The 18298-nt window shown below is 45.6% G+C and carries 17 protein-coding genes; 5 read left to right on the top strand and 12 right to left on the bottom strand.

The annotated features are described in order from the left end of the window. Positions 1–350: 350 nt before the first annotated feature. The 3 genes from KJB35_RS19225 to KJB35_RS19215 all read right to left on the bottom strand — a co-directional run bounded on the left by KJB35_RS19225 (position 351) and on the right by KJB35_RS19215 (position 4079). On the bottom strand, positions 351–1796 hold the full coding sequence (locus KJB35_RS19225) for an AGE family epimerase/isomerase (protein WP_213907688.1): 1446 nt from the start codon (positions 1794–1796) through the stop codon (positions 351–353). A 107-nt stretch (positions 1797–1903) separates the two neighbouring features. After that, positions 1904–2446 (bottom strand): AAA family ATPase, encoded by a 543-nt coding sequence (locus tag KJB35_RS19220; RefSeq protein ID WP_213866371.1) that lies wholly within the window; start codon positions 2444–2446, stop codon positions 1904–1906. A gap of 289 nt (positions 2447–2735) precedes the next feature. Then, positions 2736–4079: a magnesium transporter gene (locus tag KJB35_RS19215; RefSeq protein WP_005388752.1), complete on the bottom strand. Its 1344-nt coding sequence runs from the start codon at positions 4077–4079 to the stop codon at positions 2736–2738. A gap of 215 nt (positions 4080–4294) precedes the next feature. On the opposite strand from KJB35_RS19215, the gene KJB35_RS19210 reads away from it, so the two are divergent. Then, on the top strand, positions 4295–5170 hold the full coding sequence (locus tag KJB35_RS19210; protein ID WP_213907689.1) for a universal stress protein: 876 nt from the start codon (positions 4295–4297) through the stop codon (positions 5168–5170). A gap of 43 nt (positions 5171–5213) precedes the next feature. Here the strand turns inward: KJB35_RS19210 and KJB35_RS19205 are convergent, their stop codons facing one another. Then, positions 5214–5603: a MazG nucleotide pyrophosphohydrolase domain-containing protein gene (locus tag KJB35_RS19205; protein WP_005376487.1), complete on the bottom strand. Its 390-nt coding sequence runs from the start codon at positions 5601–5603 to the stop codon at positions 5214–5216. A gap of 26 nt (positions 5604–5629) precedes the next feature. Next, positions 5630–6058 (bottom strand): PaaI family thioesterase, encoded by a 429-nt coding sequence (locus KJB35_RS19200; protein ID WP_104976129.1) that lies wholly within the window; start codon positions 6056–6058, stop codon positions 5630–5632. Between the two features lie 211 nt (positions 6059–6269). Between KJB35_RS19200 and gloA the strand changes: the two genes are divergently transcribed. Continuing rightward, positions 6270–6656 (top strand): lactoylglutathione lyase, encoded by a 387-nt coding sequence (gloA, locus tag KJB35_RS19195; RefSeq protein ID WP_005376490.1) that lies wholly within the window; start codon positions 6270–6272, stop codon positions 6654–6656. Positions 6657–6667: 11 nt separating this feature from the next. Beyond that, positions 6668–7768, top strand: a complete 1101-nt coding sequence (locus tag KJB35_RS19190; RefSeq protein ID WP_104976130.1) for an alkene reductase — start codon at positions 6668–6670, stop codon at positions 7766–7768. Between the two features lie 118 nt (positions 7769–7886). Here KJB35_RS19190 and KJB35_RS19185 read toward each other — a convergent pair whose 3' ends face one another. After that, on the bottom strand, positions 7887–8162 hold the full coding sequence (locus KJB35_RS19185; protein ID WP_158159344.1) for a nitrogenase-stabilizing/protective protein NifW: 276 nt from the start codon (positions 8160–8162) through the stop codon (positions 7887–7889). 241 nt (positions 8163–8403) lie between these two features. Between KJB35_RS19185 and KJB35_RS19180 the strand changes: the two genes are divergently transcribed. Next, positions 8404–10254 carry an acyltransferase family protein gene (locus tag KJB35_RS19180; RefSeq protein WP_158159343.1) on the top strand — a complete coding sequence of 617 codons (1851 nt, stop codon included), beginning with the start codon at positions 8404–8406 and terminating at the stop codon, positions 10252–10254. A gap of 79 nt (positions 10255–10333) precedes the next feature. Here KJB35_RS19180 and KJB35_RS19175 read toward each other — a convergent pair whose 3' ends face one another. From KJB35_RS19175 to KJB35_RS19160, 4 genes are all read right to left on the bottom strand, one after another. Beyond that, positions 10334–10804: an RES family NAD+ phosphorylase gene (locus KJB35_RS19175; protein WP_005376497.1), complete on the bottom strand. Its 471-nt coding sequence runs from the start codon at positions 10802–10804 to the stop codon at positions 10334–10336. 1 nt (position 10805) lies between these two features. Next, positions 10806–11258, bottom strand: a complete 453-nt coding sequence (locus tag KJB35_RS19170) for an antitoxin Xre/MbcA/ParS toxin-binding domain-containing protein (protein WP_017820987.1) — start codon at positions 11256–11258, stop codon at positions 10806–10808. A gap of 153 nt (positions 11259–11411) precedes the next feature. After that, positions 11412–13586, bottom strand: coding sequence for a catalase/peroxidase HPI (gene katG, locus KJB35_RS19165; protein ID WP_158159342.1), 2175 nt, complete (start codon positions 13584–13586; stop codon positions 11412–11414). A gap of 186 nt (positions 13587–13772) precedes the next feature. Continuing rightward, positions 13773–15314 (bottom strand): glutamate synthase-related protein, encoded by a 1542-nt coding sequence (locus KJB35_RS19160; RefSeq protein ID WP_158159341.1) that lies wholly within the window; start codon positions 15312–15314, stop codon positions 13773–13775. A 156-nt stretch (positions 15315–15470) separates the two neighbouring features. Between KJB35_RS19160 and KJB35_RS19155 the strand changes: the two genes are divergently transcribed. Then, the gene (locus tag KJB35_RS19155; RefSeq protein WP_005376501.1) at positions 15471–15950 is read left to right on the top strand and encodes an aminoacyl-tRNA deacylase; all 480 of its coding nucleotides are present in this window, start codon (positions 15471–15473) and stop codon (positions 15948–15950) included. A 176-nt stretch (positions 15951–16126) separates the two neighbouring features. Here KJB35_RS19155 and KJB35_RS19150 read toward each other — a convergent pair whose 3' ends face one another. Together KJB35_RS19150 and KJB35_RS19145 are read right to left on the bottom strand one after the other, a co-directional pair. Continuing rightward, positions 16127–17539: a coniferyl aldehyde dehydrogenase gene (locus KJB35_RS19150; RefSeq protein WP_151515627.1), complete on the bottom strand. Its 1413-nt coding sequence runs from the start codon at positions 17537–17539 to the stop codon at positions 16127–16129. 125 nt (positions 17540–17664) lie between these two features. Next, a complete protein-coding gene (locus KJB35_RS19145) occupies positions 17665–18237 on the bottom strand; it encodes a GNAT family N-acetyltransferase (protein WP_047101443.1) in 573 nt (190 codons plus the stop codon). Positions 18238–18298: the final 61 nt, after the last annotated feature.

Below are 18298 nucleotides of genomic sequence, written 5' to 3'. Positions count from 1 at the left end.
GCTTACTCATATGGACCCAGTGCAACCATGTTAATACGTTCTATGTATCAGAAACAATTCATTTATTTCCAATGACACTAGTGAGATCATGCGACGTGATTGGAATCTCACTTAAGTTTTCATGGACCTATAGCGCTGAAAATTGAAGCCTCTACCTGTCATAGAATAAAAAGCCGTCAAAACCAGTTGGTTCTGACGGCTTTTTATAAGTGCCCAGGGATCATTACCTACACAATTACTGCTTGAAGCTTATCTAGTGACAGACCTAGATAGCTAATAGTCATCCTTGCTATCGGAGGACTTTATTGGCTTTTACGCGGACTTTAACTAACACATCACCATCGACCAACCTAAGGTCGAATATTGGTGAATGTCGCGATGGTGACTCCATCACTTTGTGACGACAACGATTTTACGTCTGCGCTAAAGTAATACGGATTAAGTGGCATTTTGCTCTCTGCTGGTCGCGCGTAGTAAAGCTTGGCAGGCTGTTTTGCCATTTGTTGCGCGTACAAATACCCGACCAACGCATGTTCAAACTGGTGGTAACCATTTCCCCAATGGAACGCTTTGGTTGATTTAGGGCTTAGACCGACGCCTCCATATTGATGATCCACCCATACATCCATAAAAGTGGGTAACGTGTATTGAAGCGTTTCTTTCATCGAACCATCAACAAGGGAAACTGTCATCGCCGCTTGATCGAGCTCTGCCCATTCCCAAGACGAGCTATAGTGCTTGTATGGTCTTGATTGCCAAGCAGGAATGCTCTCTTGCGTCCATTTACTCTGCCATTCTGGTGAGAAAAGCGCTTTGACTTGCTCAAAGTTTTGCTGGTATTGCGCTTGTTTAAGTGTGTGTTTCATTCCTTTGAAACCAAACTCTGTCCAATTGGAATTCTCCAACAACTGACCAGTGAGATACGTCATCCAATACGCTTTGACGGTGTGTCCAAAATCATTGTGTTTCGCATCTGGCATCATTACCGCTTTGTGGTGTATCGCGCCATAAAAGCGCCGCTCTTTGTCGGAGTGGTAGTTATCCAGCATCACTTGCGTCAGCCACTCCAGATCTTGTTTCCACTTGGCTTGCGCTGGTTCTGGTAAAAGTGGCGCCGTTAACAACAGGTAGCCATTAATTTGGTCAAGTTGAGCGACTAGCTCTTGCTGCTTCGCACTTTCCCCATCACCGTCTTTCAAAACCCAAGCCAGACCGCGATCATCGCTTCGTCGGTATTGTTTAAATATAAACGCTTGCTGGTCGATAAGCGCTTGTTCGACCTTTGGATCTTGAGTCAAGTAGTAGTACATCGCCAAACCCACTAAGGCGTAAGCTTGGTCTTGAGAAGTTCGTTGTTGCCACTCCATCCCCGGTTTCCCACTACGCGTAAAGCTAACAAACCCGCCGTTTTTCTCATCTTGTAGATGATCAATCAGGTAATAAGCCCCTTTCTTTGCCAGCTCTAATGCTTGCTTGTCACCCGTAAGATGAAAAAGTACGCCATAAGCGTAAGTTTGGCGCGATTTCATGCGGGTGTACTCGCGATCGAAGTGCGGGCTAATCCACCCTTTGTTTAATTCTTCACACGGCTTTTGTGGGTCGAGAATGACACCGTTATCACAACGAAAAGTCGGAAAATTCCCCGCAGGTTGCCCATGCGCGCTTTCCATCATCCAATATGGGGCTAGGCCATTCGTCACATGGTTTAACCAATCATCCCCCGAAGGCAGCTCCACATCAGCAAAACTGTTCATACTCATCGTTGCGAGCAATAAGGTAAGATATTTAAAAGACATAATGCTCAATTAAGTTATTGAATTTTATCCAGTATAAATAACTCCCTTTACGCATATTGTTGTCGTGCTCACAATCGCCTTACGCATTTGTTTGCGTCAATCATCTTTCAGCCTCGTTCGATGACTGAGCCGCGAATAAACGCTACTCTGTCTTCGACTGACATTTTGGGCACTTCGATCAATTGATAACCAAATTTGTGATAAGCGTTGACCATCTGTTGATACGTAGCCACCGCTTCAGAAAAATCTTGCTTTCGCTCTTCGTCGTTGCTGAATATCGACGTCCACGGTGGAAAAATGAATACTTGAGAATGATAACGAAGCGTCTGGCAATGCGTGATGAGCTCATGCGAGATTGGCAGTTGTTCCAACTTACTGTAGCCATATACGTCCGCAATACTGCGATCAAAAAACACATTCCCTTGGTGGACATTGAAAGCTCGGTAATTGCTCACTTCTGCCTTCATCATTTCGTCTCGAAAAGCTTGTTTGTCATTCCAAGGTAATGCTGAACCGTGATTGGCAACCTGCGTTTGTATCACGTGACGACCGGTTTCTGGCGCGCAGATAAAGCCTTGTGTTTTTAGCTGTTCGATTACCGAAGTTTTCCCTGCACCGGGACCACCAGTGAATACGATGAGTTTATTCAAAATTGTTTCCTTATTTTTTGTTTGAGTGAAGTAATGCGTATACAGCCAAGAAAATGGGCATCATCTGGCGTTTGAAATTGGCATTTGGCACGCCAGCGTTAAGCGAGATCGGTAGTGGGAAATTTGGGGAATAGAACTGAGCAGTGAAGAGATTTACAAAGTAAGAACCGAAACGACGTGTTCATCGGTTATGGAAAACGGAGGAATGCTGAGCGAAGCAAGCTCGCCCAAAATACTGGGTTGGGAAATGGTGCGATTGGTTCTGCTGGTTAACGCGTCAATTGGATATCTATATCAAGAAAATGGCACCTAAGCCTAAGAACGCAAAGAAACCGACGACATCGGTAACGGTCGTCAATACTACCGAGCCAGCCACGGCGGGGTCAATGTTAAACTTTTTCAACGTGAATGGTATCAACGTACCCGATGCCGCGGCCGCCAAACTATTGAGGAAAATGGCACAGCAAATAATAAGTGCCAATGGCCAAGAGTCAAACACCATGTAAACGACACCCGCGATCACCAATCCCATAATTAAACCATTAATGGTGGCGATTTTTAATTCCTTATTCACCAATAGCTTCAAGTTACTTTGGTGCAAGTGGTTTAGTGCGATACCTCGAATGGCCACCGCTAAGGTTTGGCTACCCGCGATGCCGCCCATGCTCGCCACGACAGGCATTAAAATAGCAAGCGCAACGACTTGCTCGACCACATTATCAAAAATACCAATGATGGCAGAGGCAACAAAAGCGGTCAGCAAGTTAATCACTAGCCAAAGTGCTCTTAGCCTTGTCGCCACGCTTAATGGTGTGAACAAATCTTCTTCGCTTCGTACGTTTTCTGCCACTACAGCTTGTAGGCTGAGTTCGCGCAACGTAATCGCGATGGTCGCCATCGACAAGACGCCCATAATTTTGCCACCAGCCATGATAGGAAACCAATGTGCTCCACCATCAATCGAGACTTGTTTGCTGACACTTTGAATCGTTTGAATATCTTCTAGGATTGGCGTAACTACGGTCAAGTCGGTAAGTTTGATATGATTCTCGTGCAGCAACAGGGTTTGCGGCTCTATCGTACCAATCACACCACTTGCATCACGCACAATAATCAACCGCACTGGACTTTGCCCGCGTTTTAGCAGCTCGGTTTTGATGCCTCCTACGCTGTTTTTAGGGTTTGCGACCAGAAAGTGAGGCTCGGCATAACGTCCAACTTTGTTGTCTTCATACGACAATGCTTGTTGGATATGCGCGACAGACTCTTCACTTTGATCAATAAGGTATTCATCTACAAACTCGGTCGGTAGAAAGTCCGCAAAGATGATCAGTTCTGAATCCGTTATGTACGTCAAGCGTTCATGTTGTAAGTCTTTATTGAGTGATTGATGAATGTGCTTGGCGGTGTCGTATCGGAGCAAATTTAATACCGTCCAATACTTCTCAGGCGGCACTGCTTCTATGACACGTTTACGGTAAGCAATGTTGACCGACTCCAAAATGTTCGCAATCTGTGCTTCTTGATAGTCTTTCAAAAAGCTCAAGTCTTCGGTCGATTCTATCGCTTTAATGATCTCAGCAAGCAAATGTGGCACTTTGCGGTTAATTTGCAATTGGTTGGAATCTATCATTACTTTTACCTATAGCTTTCACTACCACATTCGCCGCATTGACGATATGTGCTATCCGAAGGCATGAATTCTTGATGTTAAAATTCTAGGCGATAGTTGACTTAATTGCGGAATTTATATTTCGCTCGCAGAAACAAAACGCCTCTGCATCAGTTCATGGTATAGACTTGAATGTGTGTCAGGCTCATTCGCCTTGTTTGATAATGGAGTAATCAATGGCACCTGTATTTTTTCTGACTCAGCAGGCCGCCTTACCAAGTCGTAAGGTGCTTCGTAAAGTGATTCAATTTTCGACAGCGCTGGCCCAGCCTATTGTAGTTTTAGTGGAAGACCATCGCCGAAGTGAAGATCACGCATTCGCTCATTTTCTCAGTTTCAACTCTGACCATATAGAAAAAAGACAAGCTGAGTTTGAAGCTTGGACCTTAAAGTTCAACGCATTAATTTTCGAACTTTGTGAAGAAGAAGAGCTTGAAACACCAACGCTCTCTTACGAGCATTTCAAAGGGAGCCATTGGGTTGAGCAAGTTGCGAAACGACTTGTTGACCACACTGACTTACTGCTCGTGGGACACTTTAACAAACACGAGATTCAAACGATGCTCACAGAACTAGCACAACAAGATTGCGACTTGTTGCTACTGAGTGAGCGGTCATGGCCTTCTCACGCCAACATGCTTTGTGCAATCGACCCACTTCATCGAGGGGATGAAAAGTCGATAGTAGATAAAGCCATCGTCTCGCGAGGCTCAAAATTAGAACAAACCTTAAGCGGGAAAATGACGCTCGTTTACTGCCGATACGTCGCACCATACCTCTCTCGCTATCGTGCAGAGATATTAAGCAATCAAAAAGCAGGCATTACAGATTTTATTAGTGCGCAAAAGTTAACGCGAGTTCCATTACTATTACCGGAAGGAAACCCTGAAACGGCGTTACCAAAAGCAGTTAAGCAATCACAAGCGTCGATTTTGATTATGGGAGCATGTAAACGAAGCATGTCATCTCAATTTTGGTCTGGCAGCACTGTAGACACGTTACTTGATCAACCACCTTGTGACCTACTGTTGGTCAACAGTTCCAAGGGCTGACTAGGTATTCCCTATTAACCAACCCTTTCAATACCAAGCGCAGTTATTGGCTCTTTACATCTTCTAACTGCGCGGCTTCATGCTCTGCGTTCAAGGCTTGTTTCTGCTGCTGTTTTATCTCATCCCAACTGCGTCCCGACTCAATCGCAGATACACGCTGATCGTATTTGTTGCAGGCTCTTTCGAGTACTTTCTCAGGATCTATACCCTTTTCTCTTTCCAGCGCTTTTAATACGTTAAGATAGTTCCACAACACATCGCCTAACTCGTCTTCCAAATGACAAAGGCGATCCTCACGAATCTCTTCGCGGACTTCATCAACTTCTTTGCCAATGGCCTCCAGATAAGTCTCTACGCCTTTAAACCAAGTATTGGTTTGGTCATATTGAGATTTTCTCGTCGCAATTGCATACAGCTCATCAAATTTCTTCATTGCCTCTCCGTAGAACACGTTTTTATTTATGCCTTTTTAGGACGAATAAACTTCCCTTTAGCCGTCACTCTAACTTCGCTATTGACCCGTAATTGAGCCACCAGTTGATATATACCGCGTCGTTCACCTTCACAGTGTGCAGTAATCGTGACTCGATCATCTAACTGAATAGGTGCATGGTAGCGCACATCCAACTGCGCCGTAAGGGCTTGAATGTCTCTAGATAACAAACAATGCGTCATTGCACCATCGAGAAGCGAACTGGCAATACCACCATGTAACAGGTCTGTGTAACCTTGATGACGCGGTAAAACGTGAAACTCTCCGACAACAGAGTCATCGGCTAGGTATTGGTAGTTCACGGCCAAAGAGTTCGGATTCACATTAATTGAAGAACAAACCGCACATTGATGATGAGATTCGTGAGTGTAATGACAGTAGCTGTTTGTGGACATGATAGTTACTCGGTTTCTCAAAAGAGTAATTAGCATATGCCAACAATTAAAAAGAAACGGCGAGTAATCTTTGTTTGCATGTTGCAGGGCCAGCAACCTCGCTTTTCATAACACTAAATAATCATTTTAATAATTAACGATAATTTCCAGTTTATTTAGAGTGGCGATATGGTTTGCATAGTGATTACGCAACGTTATGAAAAGGCGACTTATGAAGTTTCTCCACACGATGATCCGTGTAGCTGACCTAGACAAATCTATCGAATTTTATACAAAAGTTCTGGGAATGAGTGTTTTGGATCGTTTTGAAAACCAAGAATACCGTTACTCACTGGTGTTTGTTGGTAACCCTGATCAACCAGATGGCGCGACCATCGAGCTAACTTATAACTGGGATACCGACAGTTACGACTTGGGTAACGCATTCGGACACATGGCACTGGGGTCTGAAGATATTTACGCCGCTTGCGAAAAAATTAAAGCGCTTGGTGGCAACGTTACTCGCGAGCCAGGTCCAATGAAAGGCGGAGAAACTCACATCGCGTTCATTAAAGATCCCGATGGTTACCAAATCGAACTCATCCAAACTCAAAAATAACGAGGTTTCCTATGACAGATGCATTATTTCAACCCATTCAACTTGGCTCTCTCTCATTAAAAAACCGTATCGTTATGCCTCCGATGACGCGTTCTCGTGCTTCTCAACCAGGTAATATCGCTAACGACATGATGGCGACCTACTATGCTCAACGTGCTGAAGCGGGCCTAATCGTTGCTGAAGGCACACAAATTTCGCCAATGGGTCAAGGCTATGCATGGACACCAGGCATTTACAGCCCAGAGCAAATTGCTGGCTGGAAAAAAGTAACTGATGCAGTGCACGAGAAAGGCGGCACTATCTTCGCGCAATTGTGGCACGTTGGTCGTGTGACTCACCCTGATAACATTGGCGGTGAGCAACCTATTTCTTCTTCTGCGCTAAAAGCAGAAAACGTGAAAGTATTTGTCGATAACGGCACAGACGAACCGGGCTTTGTCGACGTGGTTGAGCCACGTGAAATGACCAAACAAGACATCAAGAACGTTATTGAAGAGTACCGCCAAGCCGCACTAAACGCGATAGAAGCCGGATTCGATGGTATCGAGCTTCATGCAGCGAATGGCTACTTGGTTAACCAGTTTATCGATTCTGAAGCGAATAACCGCACCGATGAATACGGTGGCTCTATTGGAAACCGTCTGCGTTTTCTTGGTGAAGTGATAGAAGCGATGACGCAAGCCATTGGCGCTGAGCGTGTTGGTGTTCGTCTTGCGCCATTCACTTCGTTAAATGGCACCGTTGATAGTACGCCAGTCGAAACCTACACCGCCGCTGCAGCGCTGCTTGATAAACTCAATGTGGTTTACATTCACATTGCAGAAGTGGATTGGGACGACGCGCCAGACACTCCGCACAACTTTAAAACCGCAGTTCGTGAGGCGTACAAAGGTACACTGATTTATGCCGGTCGTTACAACGATGAAAAGGCGCAACACGCGATCGAAAGTGGTTTAGCTGACATGATTGGCTTTGGCCGTCCGTTTGTTGCAAACCCCGACTTACCAAGCCGCATCAAGCATGGCTATCCACTGGCAGAACATGACCCTGCCACATTGTTCGGCGGCGGTGAAAAAGGCTTAGTGGACTACCCTGCGTACCACGCGGGTTAATTCATCTACGTAAAGCTGATTCGCAACTCGCGACAAACCAATAGCGAAACCAAAAGAACCTTGCTCTTCCCCCCTGTAACGCCAAGATGCAGGGTTCTTTTTAGGCAAGCCATCAGAATTAACGTCTTTGACAAGATGTACAACCTCGACACGCAGAGCGAGTCTTTTTACTGAGCAAACTGCGTTGTACTTTACAGTAAGCATTCTTTAAAGCACGACGACCTGAAAACCAATCATCCGGTTTAGTGAGGATTGAGTAGCCGTGAAACCTCTTAACCAACTCGGTTCGATTGTTTTCGATAAATCGGCTATCAAACTCGATGTCGAAGTAATTCAAAGCCTCTTCGATACAAGTAAAGCTGGCAATTTTTTCCTGAATCGTATTCTTTGTCATCGTTTCTTTAGCGTAATCATTTTCAATGAAGTCTAAGTGCCTCGCGCTTTACGTTCTTTGATTTAGCGCTTCTTAAGATCATTCTTTATGGGTTTTCCATATTGAAATTCAATTTGGGAATTCGTTAACCCACCTAGCATTTTCATTTTGACAACCACTTTAAGACACTGATTTAAATAAACATTATTTCTGGTTCATATTTTGCTCTACTTCATTAAACGGAATGTTGGAGCAACACGATATGACTTACAGAGCAGAAGTAGACGGATTAAGGGCGATTGCTGTCACGTTGGTGATTTTGTTTCATGCAGGAGTTGAGCAATTCGCTGGTGGCTTTATTGGCGTCGACGTGTTTTTTGTGATCAGCGGCTATTTGATCACCACCATCGTGATTAACGACTTAGAAAACCAGAAGTTCAGCCTTGGTGATTTTTATGAGCGACGCATTCGTCGCATACTCCCCCTCTTACTGGTGGTGATCGCCGTCAGCTATTTGATGTCTTGGTGGCTATTTTTGCCGCAAGCACACAAAGACGTTGGTCAATTTGCAGTGTCTTCCATTCTCTCTTCATCCAACATTCTTCTGTATTTGAAAGGCCACAATTACTTCGGTTTAGAAGATCAAGCCAACCCGCTGTTCCACACATGGAGCTTGGGCGTTGAAGAACAATACTACATTGTCATTCCTTTGCTACTCATGCTACTCGCTCGTGGTAAAAACGCGTTTTACCTGACTTTTTTTATCACGGTATTTGTGCTGAGTTTGATGACTATTGTCTACGCGAGCAACGATCCTGATTTCGCTTTTTACATGATCTTCTCTCGCGCTTGGGAGCTGGCAACCGGTTCATTACTCGCATTAGTGATGAGAAAAGTCCAAGTTCAATCTAACGATACTCTAGCAACCATTGGCATCGTTTTGATATTGGCTTCCGCGCTTTTATTTGAAAAATCGCAAGATGGCGCGGGCATTACGCTGCTGGTGCCGGTCATCGGTAGCGCGTTGGTGATTTTGTTTGCCTCTAAAGGCAATGTCTGCGGTAGATTACTGAGCCTAAAGTGGGTCGTGTTCGTCGGCTTAATCAGCTACAGCTTATACTTGTGGCACATTCCATTATTTGTCTTTTACCGCTACGTGTTGGACACAACACAAGACATCAATATCCCGCTTTACGTGATCGCTCTTTTTGTACTGTCTTACTTCACTTGGCGCTTTATTGAAAAGCCGTTCCGTAGCCGAAAAGCCATGAGCATGCGCACTGTGTCCGCGGTTATTGTGTTGTTGACGTTGCCCTTGCTAACACTCGGCGTTATCGGTCATCAAAACGGTGGTTTTCCAGAAAGAAGCGCATTTTTCGAGGCCATGCGCGTTAACAACGGTTATGGTTTAGATTGCAACGGCAACACCAACGTTAACGATGTGTGCTCGTCTGCGCCGCAGCCCGCCATCGCTGTGTTAGGCAATAGTCACAGCATGGTTTACGTGAAGCGTCTATCTGAAGTAACACCAACTGGCGTGGTGCAACTTACTCAAGATTCCTGTGCGGTCGGTTATGTCGACATCCTAGAAGCTGCTGGCTCAATTTCTTGCCGACAGTTCTTCAATGAGGCTGTCGATACCATTCTAAGTACCCCTTCCATTCGTCGCGTTGTTATCTCTTCTAATTTCAATAAAGAGCTTTCACAAGCCGATTATGAAGCATCATTAACCAAATTATTGAATGAACTGAAAGGAAAGGAAGTGGTCGTTTTCGGTCCAACCCCTTCTGCACCGTTTGCGGTAGGAGAATGCCTTTGGAAAGCGCGTTTGTTTGGCGAGACAGAAGAGTCTGCCTGCGACTTTTCTCCCAAACAACATCACCCTCAAAACGTGGCGAAGTTAGTGAACTACTTTGAGCAATTTGAGCACGTTGAGTTTGTCGACTTGACCGATGCCATTTGCAGAAATGGCGTATGTCGAATGAGAGTTGGAGCAAACAATGCGATGTATACGGATGACAGCCATTTATCTTACAAAGGCGCTGAGTTGGTGCTTGGGCATTACCTCAACACTACAAATGAAGCGCAACAGTTCACTTACGACCGACAATAACCAAGGAAATAAACTTTTATGCTTCAGCGCTTATCTCAGGTAAGCGCTGAATGCTTTAAAGCAAGACAAAGCTAGGCGTCTATTTGAAAATGCGCGGATCAAACGCGAAATCGAGCTTTTCGGCTTTCTTGATGATCTCTTTCATTTTGGGATGATTTGGATTCACCACGTAGTTTTTATCACGAGGTGAAATCGTTGAAGGCACTTGCAGCGCGGCAAACTCTGGATGAGGATCATTGAGAAACTGATCACCAATGTACTGCGTAGACTCGCTCGCCGGTATTGCCCGCCACGTCACAGGGAGATCTTCTTCATCTAAGGTGGCGATGAGGTATTCTGGCATTTCAATACGATATAAATCGTAAAGTTTGGTGATAGCAGGATCGTTGTTTACGTGAACAAATACTTCCAACGAGCAAAGGGATTCCGATTCAGAGAAGTAGAGGGCTTCGGTTCCTTTTGAGTTCCATCGCCCTCCAAACAACTTTGCGCCAACGGGGCTGAATGGCGTGTCAGCAAATTTCTTTTGTGTGAGACGATAGAGCTTCATATTACGAGAATACCCCGTGCTCTAAACGGCCGATCAAATCTTTTACGATTTCAAAATCCACCGTGGTCGAGACCATATCAAGTGGACGTTTTCCACCTAAGCCGTACACATTCTCTCTCATCCATTTTAACGCGCGCTCTTCGTCGTCAAACAGTTCTGTCGCGAGTTTCAATAACATCGCTAATCGATAGATTGCATCACTTTCTTGCGTATTGAAGCGCTCATCGTTTTTTAGACGACGCTTGATCGTGCTAACAGGTATCAATGTGACGTTTTGAAACTCACTCTGAGAAAGCTTCACACGCTCAACAATATTGCGATACACCTTTGGCTCAAAGCCTTTGTGAACCGCATCAGTGCGACCTGTTTCAGCGTCTTCAATACCCAACATAAACCAGAAATTGGCTTTATGAGGTTGTTTCGGTTTGAAGCTTTTTAATGCTGCAGTTGCCATATCAAGCTCCTATGGTTCATATGGTCCAGTTATTATGGTTCAAATGAGCTTAACTTTCAATCAAAGTAAAAAGATAGGTAAAGAAAAAGGCGAGCTTTTCGCCCGCCTCTCTTACTTATTCATCAACCCATTTACCGACGGGCATCGTTTCACTTATTGCAAGTCAAAACGATCCGCGTTCATGACTTTCGTCCATGCGGCGATGAAGTCATGGATGAATTTTTCCTGATTATCATCTTGCGCATACACTTCCGCATACGAACGCAGGATCGAGTTTGAACCAAAGACAAGATCCACTCGAGTAGCCGTCCACTTCACAGCGTCGGTTTTACGATCACGGATTTCATATTGATTAGCACTCACTGGTTTCCACGTATATGCCATGTCAGTAAGGTTCACGAAGAAATCATTCGACAAAGTGCCTACTCGGTCAGTAAATACGCCCTCTTTTCCACCGCCGTAGTTACTGCCTAGAACGCGCATACCACCGATAAGTACCGTCATTTCTGGCGCCGTTAGCCCCATAAGCTGAGCACGATCTAATAAAAGCTCTTCTGGCTTAACCGCGTAGTCTTTCTTCAACCAATTTCGGAAACCGTCAGCAACAGGCTCAAGTACTTCGAACGATTCCACATCCGTCATCTCTTGGGTGGCATCACCTCGGCCTGGCGCGAATGGTACGGAAACATCATGACCTGCGGCACGCGCAGCCAGTTCAATACCTACGTTACCAGCAAGCACGATAGCATCTGCAACACTACAGCCCTCTTCTGCTGCTATTTTTTCTAACACCGCAAGAACACGTCTTAGACGTTCAGGTTCGTTCCCTTGCCAATCTTTTTGCGGAGCCAAGCGAATTCTCGCGCCATTTGCACCGCCTCGGCGGTCAGAGCCACGGTAAGTACGCGCACTATCCCACGCCGTACTTACTAACTCACTAATGGATAGGCCACTTGCTTCGATTTTTGTTTTTACTAAATCAACATCGTAGTCTGTCTTACCTGCGGGCGTTGGGTCTTGCCAAATAAGATCTTCGCTTGGCACATCAGGGCCGAAATAACATGATTTTGGTCCTAGATCGCGGTGTGTCAACTTAAACCAGGCACGAGCAAAAACGTCATCAAAGTACGCAGGGTCATTTTGGAACTTTTCTGCAATCTTACGATATTCAGGGTCCATTTTGAGCGCCATATCGGCGTCGGTCATGATTGGATTGTAGCGCTTAGAACCGTCTTCAACATCGACAGGCTTGTCTTGTTCTTCAATGTCGATGGGCTCCCATTGCCACGCGCCGGCTGGGCTCTTTTTCAGTTCCCAGTCATACTTAAATAGTAGGTGGAAGTATCCGTAATCCCATTGTGTAGGGTGTGTTGTCCAAGCACCTTCAATACCACTCGTTACCGCGTCACGGCCAATGCCACGTGTTTTGTGATTAATCCAGCCAAGACCTTGCTCATGAACGTCTGCTGCTTCGGGCTCTGGGCCAAGGTTTGCGGCATCACCATTACCATGACACTTACCCACCGTGTGACCACCAGCTGTGAGCGCGACGGTTTCTTCATCGTTCATTGCCATTCGCGCAAAGGTCACTCGCATGTCATGTGCTGTTTTGAGAGGATCTGGGTTACCGTCTACCCCTTCAGGGTTCACATAGATAAGACCCATCATTACCGCAGCAAGCGGGTTTTCTAAATCTCGCTCACCAGAGTAGCGGCTGTTATCAGCGTCACTTGTGGCTAACCATTCTTGCTCAGACCCCCAGTAAGTGTCTTTTTCTGGGTGCCAGATGTCCTCTCGTCCAAACGCAAAGCCAAAGGTCTTAAAGCCCATGGATTCGTACGCCATGTTACCGGCAAGGACAATCAGGTCTGCCCAACTTAGTTTGTTGCCATATTTTTTCTTGATTGGCCATAAAAGGCGTCGAGCCTTATCGAGGTTAGCGTTATCTGGCCAAGAGTTGAGAGGAGCAAAGCGTTGGTTGCCTGTAGCAGCACCGCCACGGCCATCCGCAATACGATAACTGCCCGCTGCATGCCATGCCATTCGGATCATTAAACCACCGTAGTGTCCCCAGTCGGCAGGCCACCAGTCTTGGCTATCAGTCATTAAATCTTTTAAATCTTTTTTAAGTGCTTCGACATCTAGCTTTTTCAGTTCTTCTTTGTAATTAAAGTCCTGACCAAATGGGTTGGTTTTGGAGTCGTGTTGATGCAGGATGTCTAAGTTCAAGGCATTCGGCCACCAATCCATCACCGACTTATCTGTAGATGTTTGCCCACCATGCATAACTGGACATTTACCTACCGAACCGCCGTTTGCTTTGCTCATATAATGCTCCTTCGTGTCGTGGTTGTGGTAACCACTCTTTGTTATTCAATAAATCGAATATCCACCTCAAACAGCGTAGTTCATACACTGTTTTTTTAGTTAACGCCAAGTCAAAATTTCAAACATTTCAGCGAATAAATAATTGTTATCAAACATGTACCTATATGCAGAAAATATGGATAGAGATCAGTTTAAGTCCATACCTGAATACTTAATCCCAGACAGCCTCGCCATGTTGTGATCCCAGGTCGCTAAATCATGATGACTAAATTCACTCAGAGCGTGATGACCACAAGCCCTCGCCATGACTTTCATGAGCTCGACCGAGGATTCGAAGAAATTTTTCAGTTGCTGGGATGACTTTTCAACGTCGAGACGCTGCCTCAAATCGGCATTTTGTGTCGCAATGCCTGCCGGGCAATTATTGGTGTTGCAGATGCGAGCCGCGACACAACCGATCGATTGCATCGCACTGTTTGCTATCGCTACTCCGTCTGCTCCAAGTGCCAACGCTTTGACAAAATCCGTAGGAACTCGCAACCCACCGGTGATGATTAATGTGACGCGGTCACTTGCACCTTTTTCATCTAAGTACTTACGTGCACGAGCTAACGCAGGAATGGTGGGCACACTAATATGGTCACGGAACATAGTTGGCGCCGCACCCGTGCCACCACCGCGACCATCTAAGATGATGTAATCAGCCCCAGCATCAAGCGCAAACTGAATGTCTTGCTCAATATGGTTGGCACTGAGTTTAAATCCAATTGGAATACCGCCTGTGATGCCACGAACTCTGTCAGCAAACTTTCTGAAATCGTGAGTAGTGTGAAGATCTTTGAACGTTGGTGGTGATATCGCTGGTTGTCCCTCGGGGATGCCTCTCACCTGAGCGATCTTACCTACATTTTTATTTGCAGGCAGATGACCACCCGTGCCCGTTTTTGCTCCTTGCCCACCTTTAAAGTGAAACGCCTGAACATTAAGAAGCTTAGATTCGTCGTAGCCAAATTGAGCACTAGCAAGCTCATAGAAATACCGTGAATTAGCGGCTTGTTCTTCCGGTAACATGCCACCCTCACCAGAGCAAATCCCAGTCCCTGCCAACTCTGCACCTTTTGCTAGTGCAATTTTCGCCTCTTCAGAAAGTGCGCCAAAACTCATGTCCGACACCAACAAAGGAATGGCGAGTCTGAGCGGCTTACGCGCGTTTGGTCCCACAATCAACTCGGTAGACACAGGAACGTCTTCCAACAACGGTTGTGTCGCCATTTGCGCCACCATAATTTGTATAGCATCCCAATGTGGTAGCAAATGCCTAGGAACCCCCATTGCAGCCATCGGACCATGATGACCGAGTTTAGAGAGTCCTTCTCTCGCTAATTGGTGGATAAACTCGAGGGTTGGTTCTTCTTGAGTAGCAGACGCCGTTGGTTTGTCTCTTTTCTCTCGCTTTTGTTCCGGTCCCTCTTTACCGACTTGCTCTGCGGTAAATCGCTTGTGTGTACCATCACAAAAAGGAGCATTGGCGGTATGCTTACATTGGCAGAGATAGGCATCTTCGTCTTTTTCCGCACTAAAGCTCATTGGCTTTAAGCCGGTTCCCGAATGAGACCCATCGCAGTAAGGTTGTTTTTTAGAACGCCCACATCGGCAGAAGTAATATTCTTGCCCAGCTTTCAACTCTACTTTGATCGGCTTGTTATCAGCGATGATTGGCTTGCTCATGTTGCCCCCTATTTATTATTGTTAACCATGCTTTCTCGCTGGCTTGCAATAAGCGTAGAACAGGAGCGTAAAGAGCGTCAGTGTCGCCGAGTAAAATGCGCGATTGTCGCCCGACTAACCTATACTTTTTATGGGTCTCATACACGTGGAGGCTATATGACGATTGCAACCCGATTAGATGAATATTTGACTGAGCATAACATTCACTTTCAAACCGTGAATCACAGCCACAGTCATAGCTCGCTACAAAGTGGTGTTGCAGCAGGTGTGCCTTTAATGAATATCGCAAAAGGTGTGATTCTAGAGGATCATGAAGGGCGTCATATGATGGCGGTCTTACCTGCCAACAACAAAATCAGTTTGTCGCGATTAAACGACGAATTTAATGCCACCTTCCACTTGGTGAAAGAGCGTATGGTTTACCGACTCTTCACCGATTGTGAACACGGCGCTATTCCACCGATTGGTAGCCCTTACCACATGTCGACAGTTTGCGATGAAAGACTGGCAAACTTGGAACATGTCTACCTTGAAGCTGGCGATCATGAAACTCTGATTAAGCTGGACAGAAAGGCGTTTAAAGAACTGATGAACGACTGTAGATATCTAAGATTCAGCAGTGAAGTTCTGCATTAAACTTGCCAAAATCTCTCGACATTTCCTGAACAAGGCTCTTTCAACAAGAGCCTTTATTTGTTGTGTTGGTAGCACGCGAAGGAAGTTTCTCGAACTTTGCTGCCCAGCGTTTCAGAGCATATAGAAACAAAAAACCGCCTATTCGGGCGGTTTTTTTATCAATCAAATCATAATTATTATCGAACAAAGATCTTTTGGATCGCTTTTATCGCCATAGCCCTACGGCGCATTAATACGCTCGTTCTTGGCAACCATTTCGGTGTGTAAAGAATGGTTTTCGCATGACTAAAAGTTCTGAATCCTTCCTCTCCGTGATAATGCCCAATACCCGATTCACCAACGCCACCAAAAGGCGCATCTTCAGCGCCAACATGTAAAACCGTATCATTAACGCCGACGCCACCACTGTGGGTGTTGCGTACAATATGTTTGATGGTCGATTTGTCGTCCGACATAACATACAGCGCAAGTGGTCTTTGGTGCTGATTAATGTAGTCAATCGCTTCATCAACGGCATTGTAGGGCTTAACAGGTAGAAATGGCCCGAAGATCTCCTCTTGCATGATTCGCATATTCGGCGACACATCCGTGACCAAATGAGGATACAGAAGTCGTTCCTCTTGGGGCGACGCCTCAACAGTGTGAAGGTTAGCACCTTGCGCTTTTGCATCCTCAAGTAGCGCAGTCAAACGATCATATTGTCGTTGGTTGACAATATGGGTCAGCTTTTGATTCTTGTTGGATTTTAAATAGAGCTTTTCAAAACGTTTTAAGAATAGCGAAATGAACTCTTCGACACGTTCTTGCGGTACAAACGCGTAGTCAGGCGCGACACAAATCTGGCCTGCATTAATGCATTTACCAAACAAGACAGCATCAACGGCTTTCTTCATGTCTGCATCTTTTGCAATGATCACCGGGGACTTTCCACCCAACTCTAACGTCACCGGGGTAAGGTTTTCCGCTGCCGCTTTTGCCACTGCGCGACCAACACTCGTAGAACCCGTGAACAAAAGGTGATCGAATGGCAGTTGGCTGAATGCTTGTGCGACGTCTGCTTCACCCTCAAAAACTTCGACATACTCAGACAACCCACGGCAAATATCGACGATGACTTTATTGGTTTTTGGCGTAAATTCGCTGAGCTTCATCATCACGCGGTTGCCAGCAGCCAATGCTGTCACTAAAGGCGCAAGGCTCAAAATCACAGGAAAGTTCCACGGTGAAATGATCCCGACGACACCTAACGGTTGATACTGAACGGTGACTTTAGAAGGTGCGAGCAATAAGCCGGATTCGCGCTTGCTGGGTTTGCACCATTTTTTTAGTCGTTTGAGGGTATAATTAATATGCGAGACCGTTGGCAAAACGTCGGTCATGGCGGTATCAAATTCTGAGCGATAGCCAAAATCGTCACTTAACGCTTCAACCAAAGCTTGTTTGTTCTCAAGCAGCGATTTTTTTAACAAAACGAGGCGCTGTTTACGTTCATCCAAACTAGGATAAGGCTCGGCTGCATATGCCGCTTTTAAGCGTTCGAGGCTTTGCTGTAACAAGTTATCTACTTCAACCTCTGTGATTGCGTTCATGATGCTTCTCCTAGCCTAGTTTCTGCCAATGACGCCCCAAGTTAACACGAGCGCAACAATGTTACTATTGTAGCGCTCGTGAAGTTAGAGTTCGAACTCTGATTAAAATATTTCTGGGGTGGATACTACATCAAACGTAGTTCATAAATGCCTAGTCGTTGAGAGCGGTCAAGCATATCGAACTCATGATCAACGTATTCTTTTAATGTGGCGCCTGCACGCTCAGCAATATTGATGCTAGCGATGTTATCTTCCATACAATGGAACTGAATGAATTGTGCGTGCCCTTTCTGCTTCAAAAAAGGGATCAATACTGCGAGCACTTGATCAATCACACGATGGCCTCGCCCATTGTTGGCAAGCCAGTAGCCAATTTCAGTAACACGCGTATGTGAATCCACACCTTTAATGCCAATAACACCCGTAAGCTGCTCATCAAAATAAATTGCACACCAGTGGGAATCCAGCGCGTTACTGTTCACTCGCTGGGAAATGTAGTTCACGGCCTCTCTATGATTCGTGACAGAATCCGTCCAAGGTAGATAGCCCTCAAGGCTCTCTCGGTGAGTGTTCACAACCTCTAGTAAAGCGGACGCGTGTTTCGTGTTGAGGGGCTCAATTGAGACCCTTTGCGAGACGGAAAAACGCTTCTGTAAGTGATTTCCTTGATACGTCTCTTGGCATGTGACTTCATCCATAGATGTTATTCCTTTTTATTGTGAACGCTCAGCGCAAATCCTAACGCTTCATTTTATGAGA

The sequence above is a fragment of the Vibrio sp. D431a genome (genome assembly GCF_030248655.1).
In the GTDB taxonomy this organism is placed as follows: domain Bacteria; phylum Pseudomonadota; class Gammaproteobacteria; order Enterobacterales; family Vibrionaceae; genus Vibrio; species Vibrio alginolyticus.
Note: the sequence above shows the minus strand (reverse complement) of the source record. Positions and strands in the feature narration are given on the sequence as shown.

Bases quoted from the DNA above. Each gene is read 5' to 3' on its own strand.
- KJB35_RS19225 (WP_213907688.1), bottom strand. From the start codon at position 1,796: ATGTCTTTTAAATATCTTACCTTATTGCTCGCAACGATGAGTATGAAC.
- KJB35_RS19215 (WP_005388752.1), bottom strand. From the start codon at position 4,079: ATGATAGATTCCAACCAATTGCAAATTAACCGCAAAGTGCCACATTTG.
- KJB35_RS19210 (WP_213907689.1), top strand. From the start codon at position 4,295: ATGGCACCTGTATTTTTTCTGACTCAGCAGGCCGCCTTACCAAGTCGT.
- KJB35_RS19205 (WP_005376487.1), bottom strand. From the start codon at position 5,603: ATGAAGAAATTTGATGAGCTGTATGCAATTGCGACGAGAAAATCTCAA.
- KJB35_RS19200 (WP_104976129.1), bottom strand. From the start codon at position 6,058: ATGTCCACAAACAGCTACTGTCATTACACTCACGAATCTCATCATCAA.
- gloA (WP_005376490.1), top strand. From the start codon at position 6,270: ATGAAGTTTCTCCACACGATGATCCGTGTAGCTGACCTAGACAAATCT.
- KJB35_RS19190 (WP_104976130.1), top strand. From the start codon at position 6,668: ATGACAGATGCATTATTTCAACCCATTCAACTTGGCTCTCTCTCATTA.
- KJB35_RS19185 (WP_158159344.1), bottom strand. From the start codon at position 8,162: ATGACAAAGAATACGATTCAGGAAAAAATTGCCAGCTTTACTTGTATC.
- KJB35_RS19180 (WP_158159343.1), top strand. From the start codon at position 8,404: ATGACTTACAGAGCAGAAGTAGACGGATTAAGGGCGATTGCTGTCACG.
- KJB35_RS19175 (WP_005376497.1), bottom strand. From the start codon at position 10,804: ATGAAGCTCTATCGTCTCACACAAAAGAAATTTGCTGACACGCCATTC.
- KJB35_RS19170 (WP_017820987.1), bottom strand. From the start codon at position 11,258: ATGGCAACTGCAGCATTAAAAAGCTTCAAACCGAAACAACCTCATAAA.
- katG (WP_158159342.1), bottom strand. From the start codon at position 13,586: ATGAGCAAAGCAAACGGCGGTTCGGTAGGTAAATGTCCAGTTATGCAT.
- KJB35_RS19160 (WP_158159341.1), bottom strand. From the start codon at position 15,314: ATGAGCAAGCCAATCATCGCTGATAACAAGCCGATCAAAGTAGAGTTG.
- KJB35_RS19155 (WP_005376501.1), top strand. From the start codon at position 15,471: ATGACGATTGCAACCCGATTAGATGAATATTTGACTGAGCATAACATT.
- KJB35_RS19150 (WP_151515627.1), bottom strand. From the start codon at position 17,539: ATGAACGCAATCACAGAGGTTGAAGTAGATAACTTGTTACAGCAAAGC.
- KJB35_RS19145 (WP_047101443.1), bottom strand. From the start codon at position 18,237: ATGGATGAAGTCACATGCCAAGAGACGTATCAAGGAAATCACTTACAG.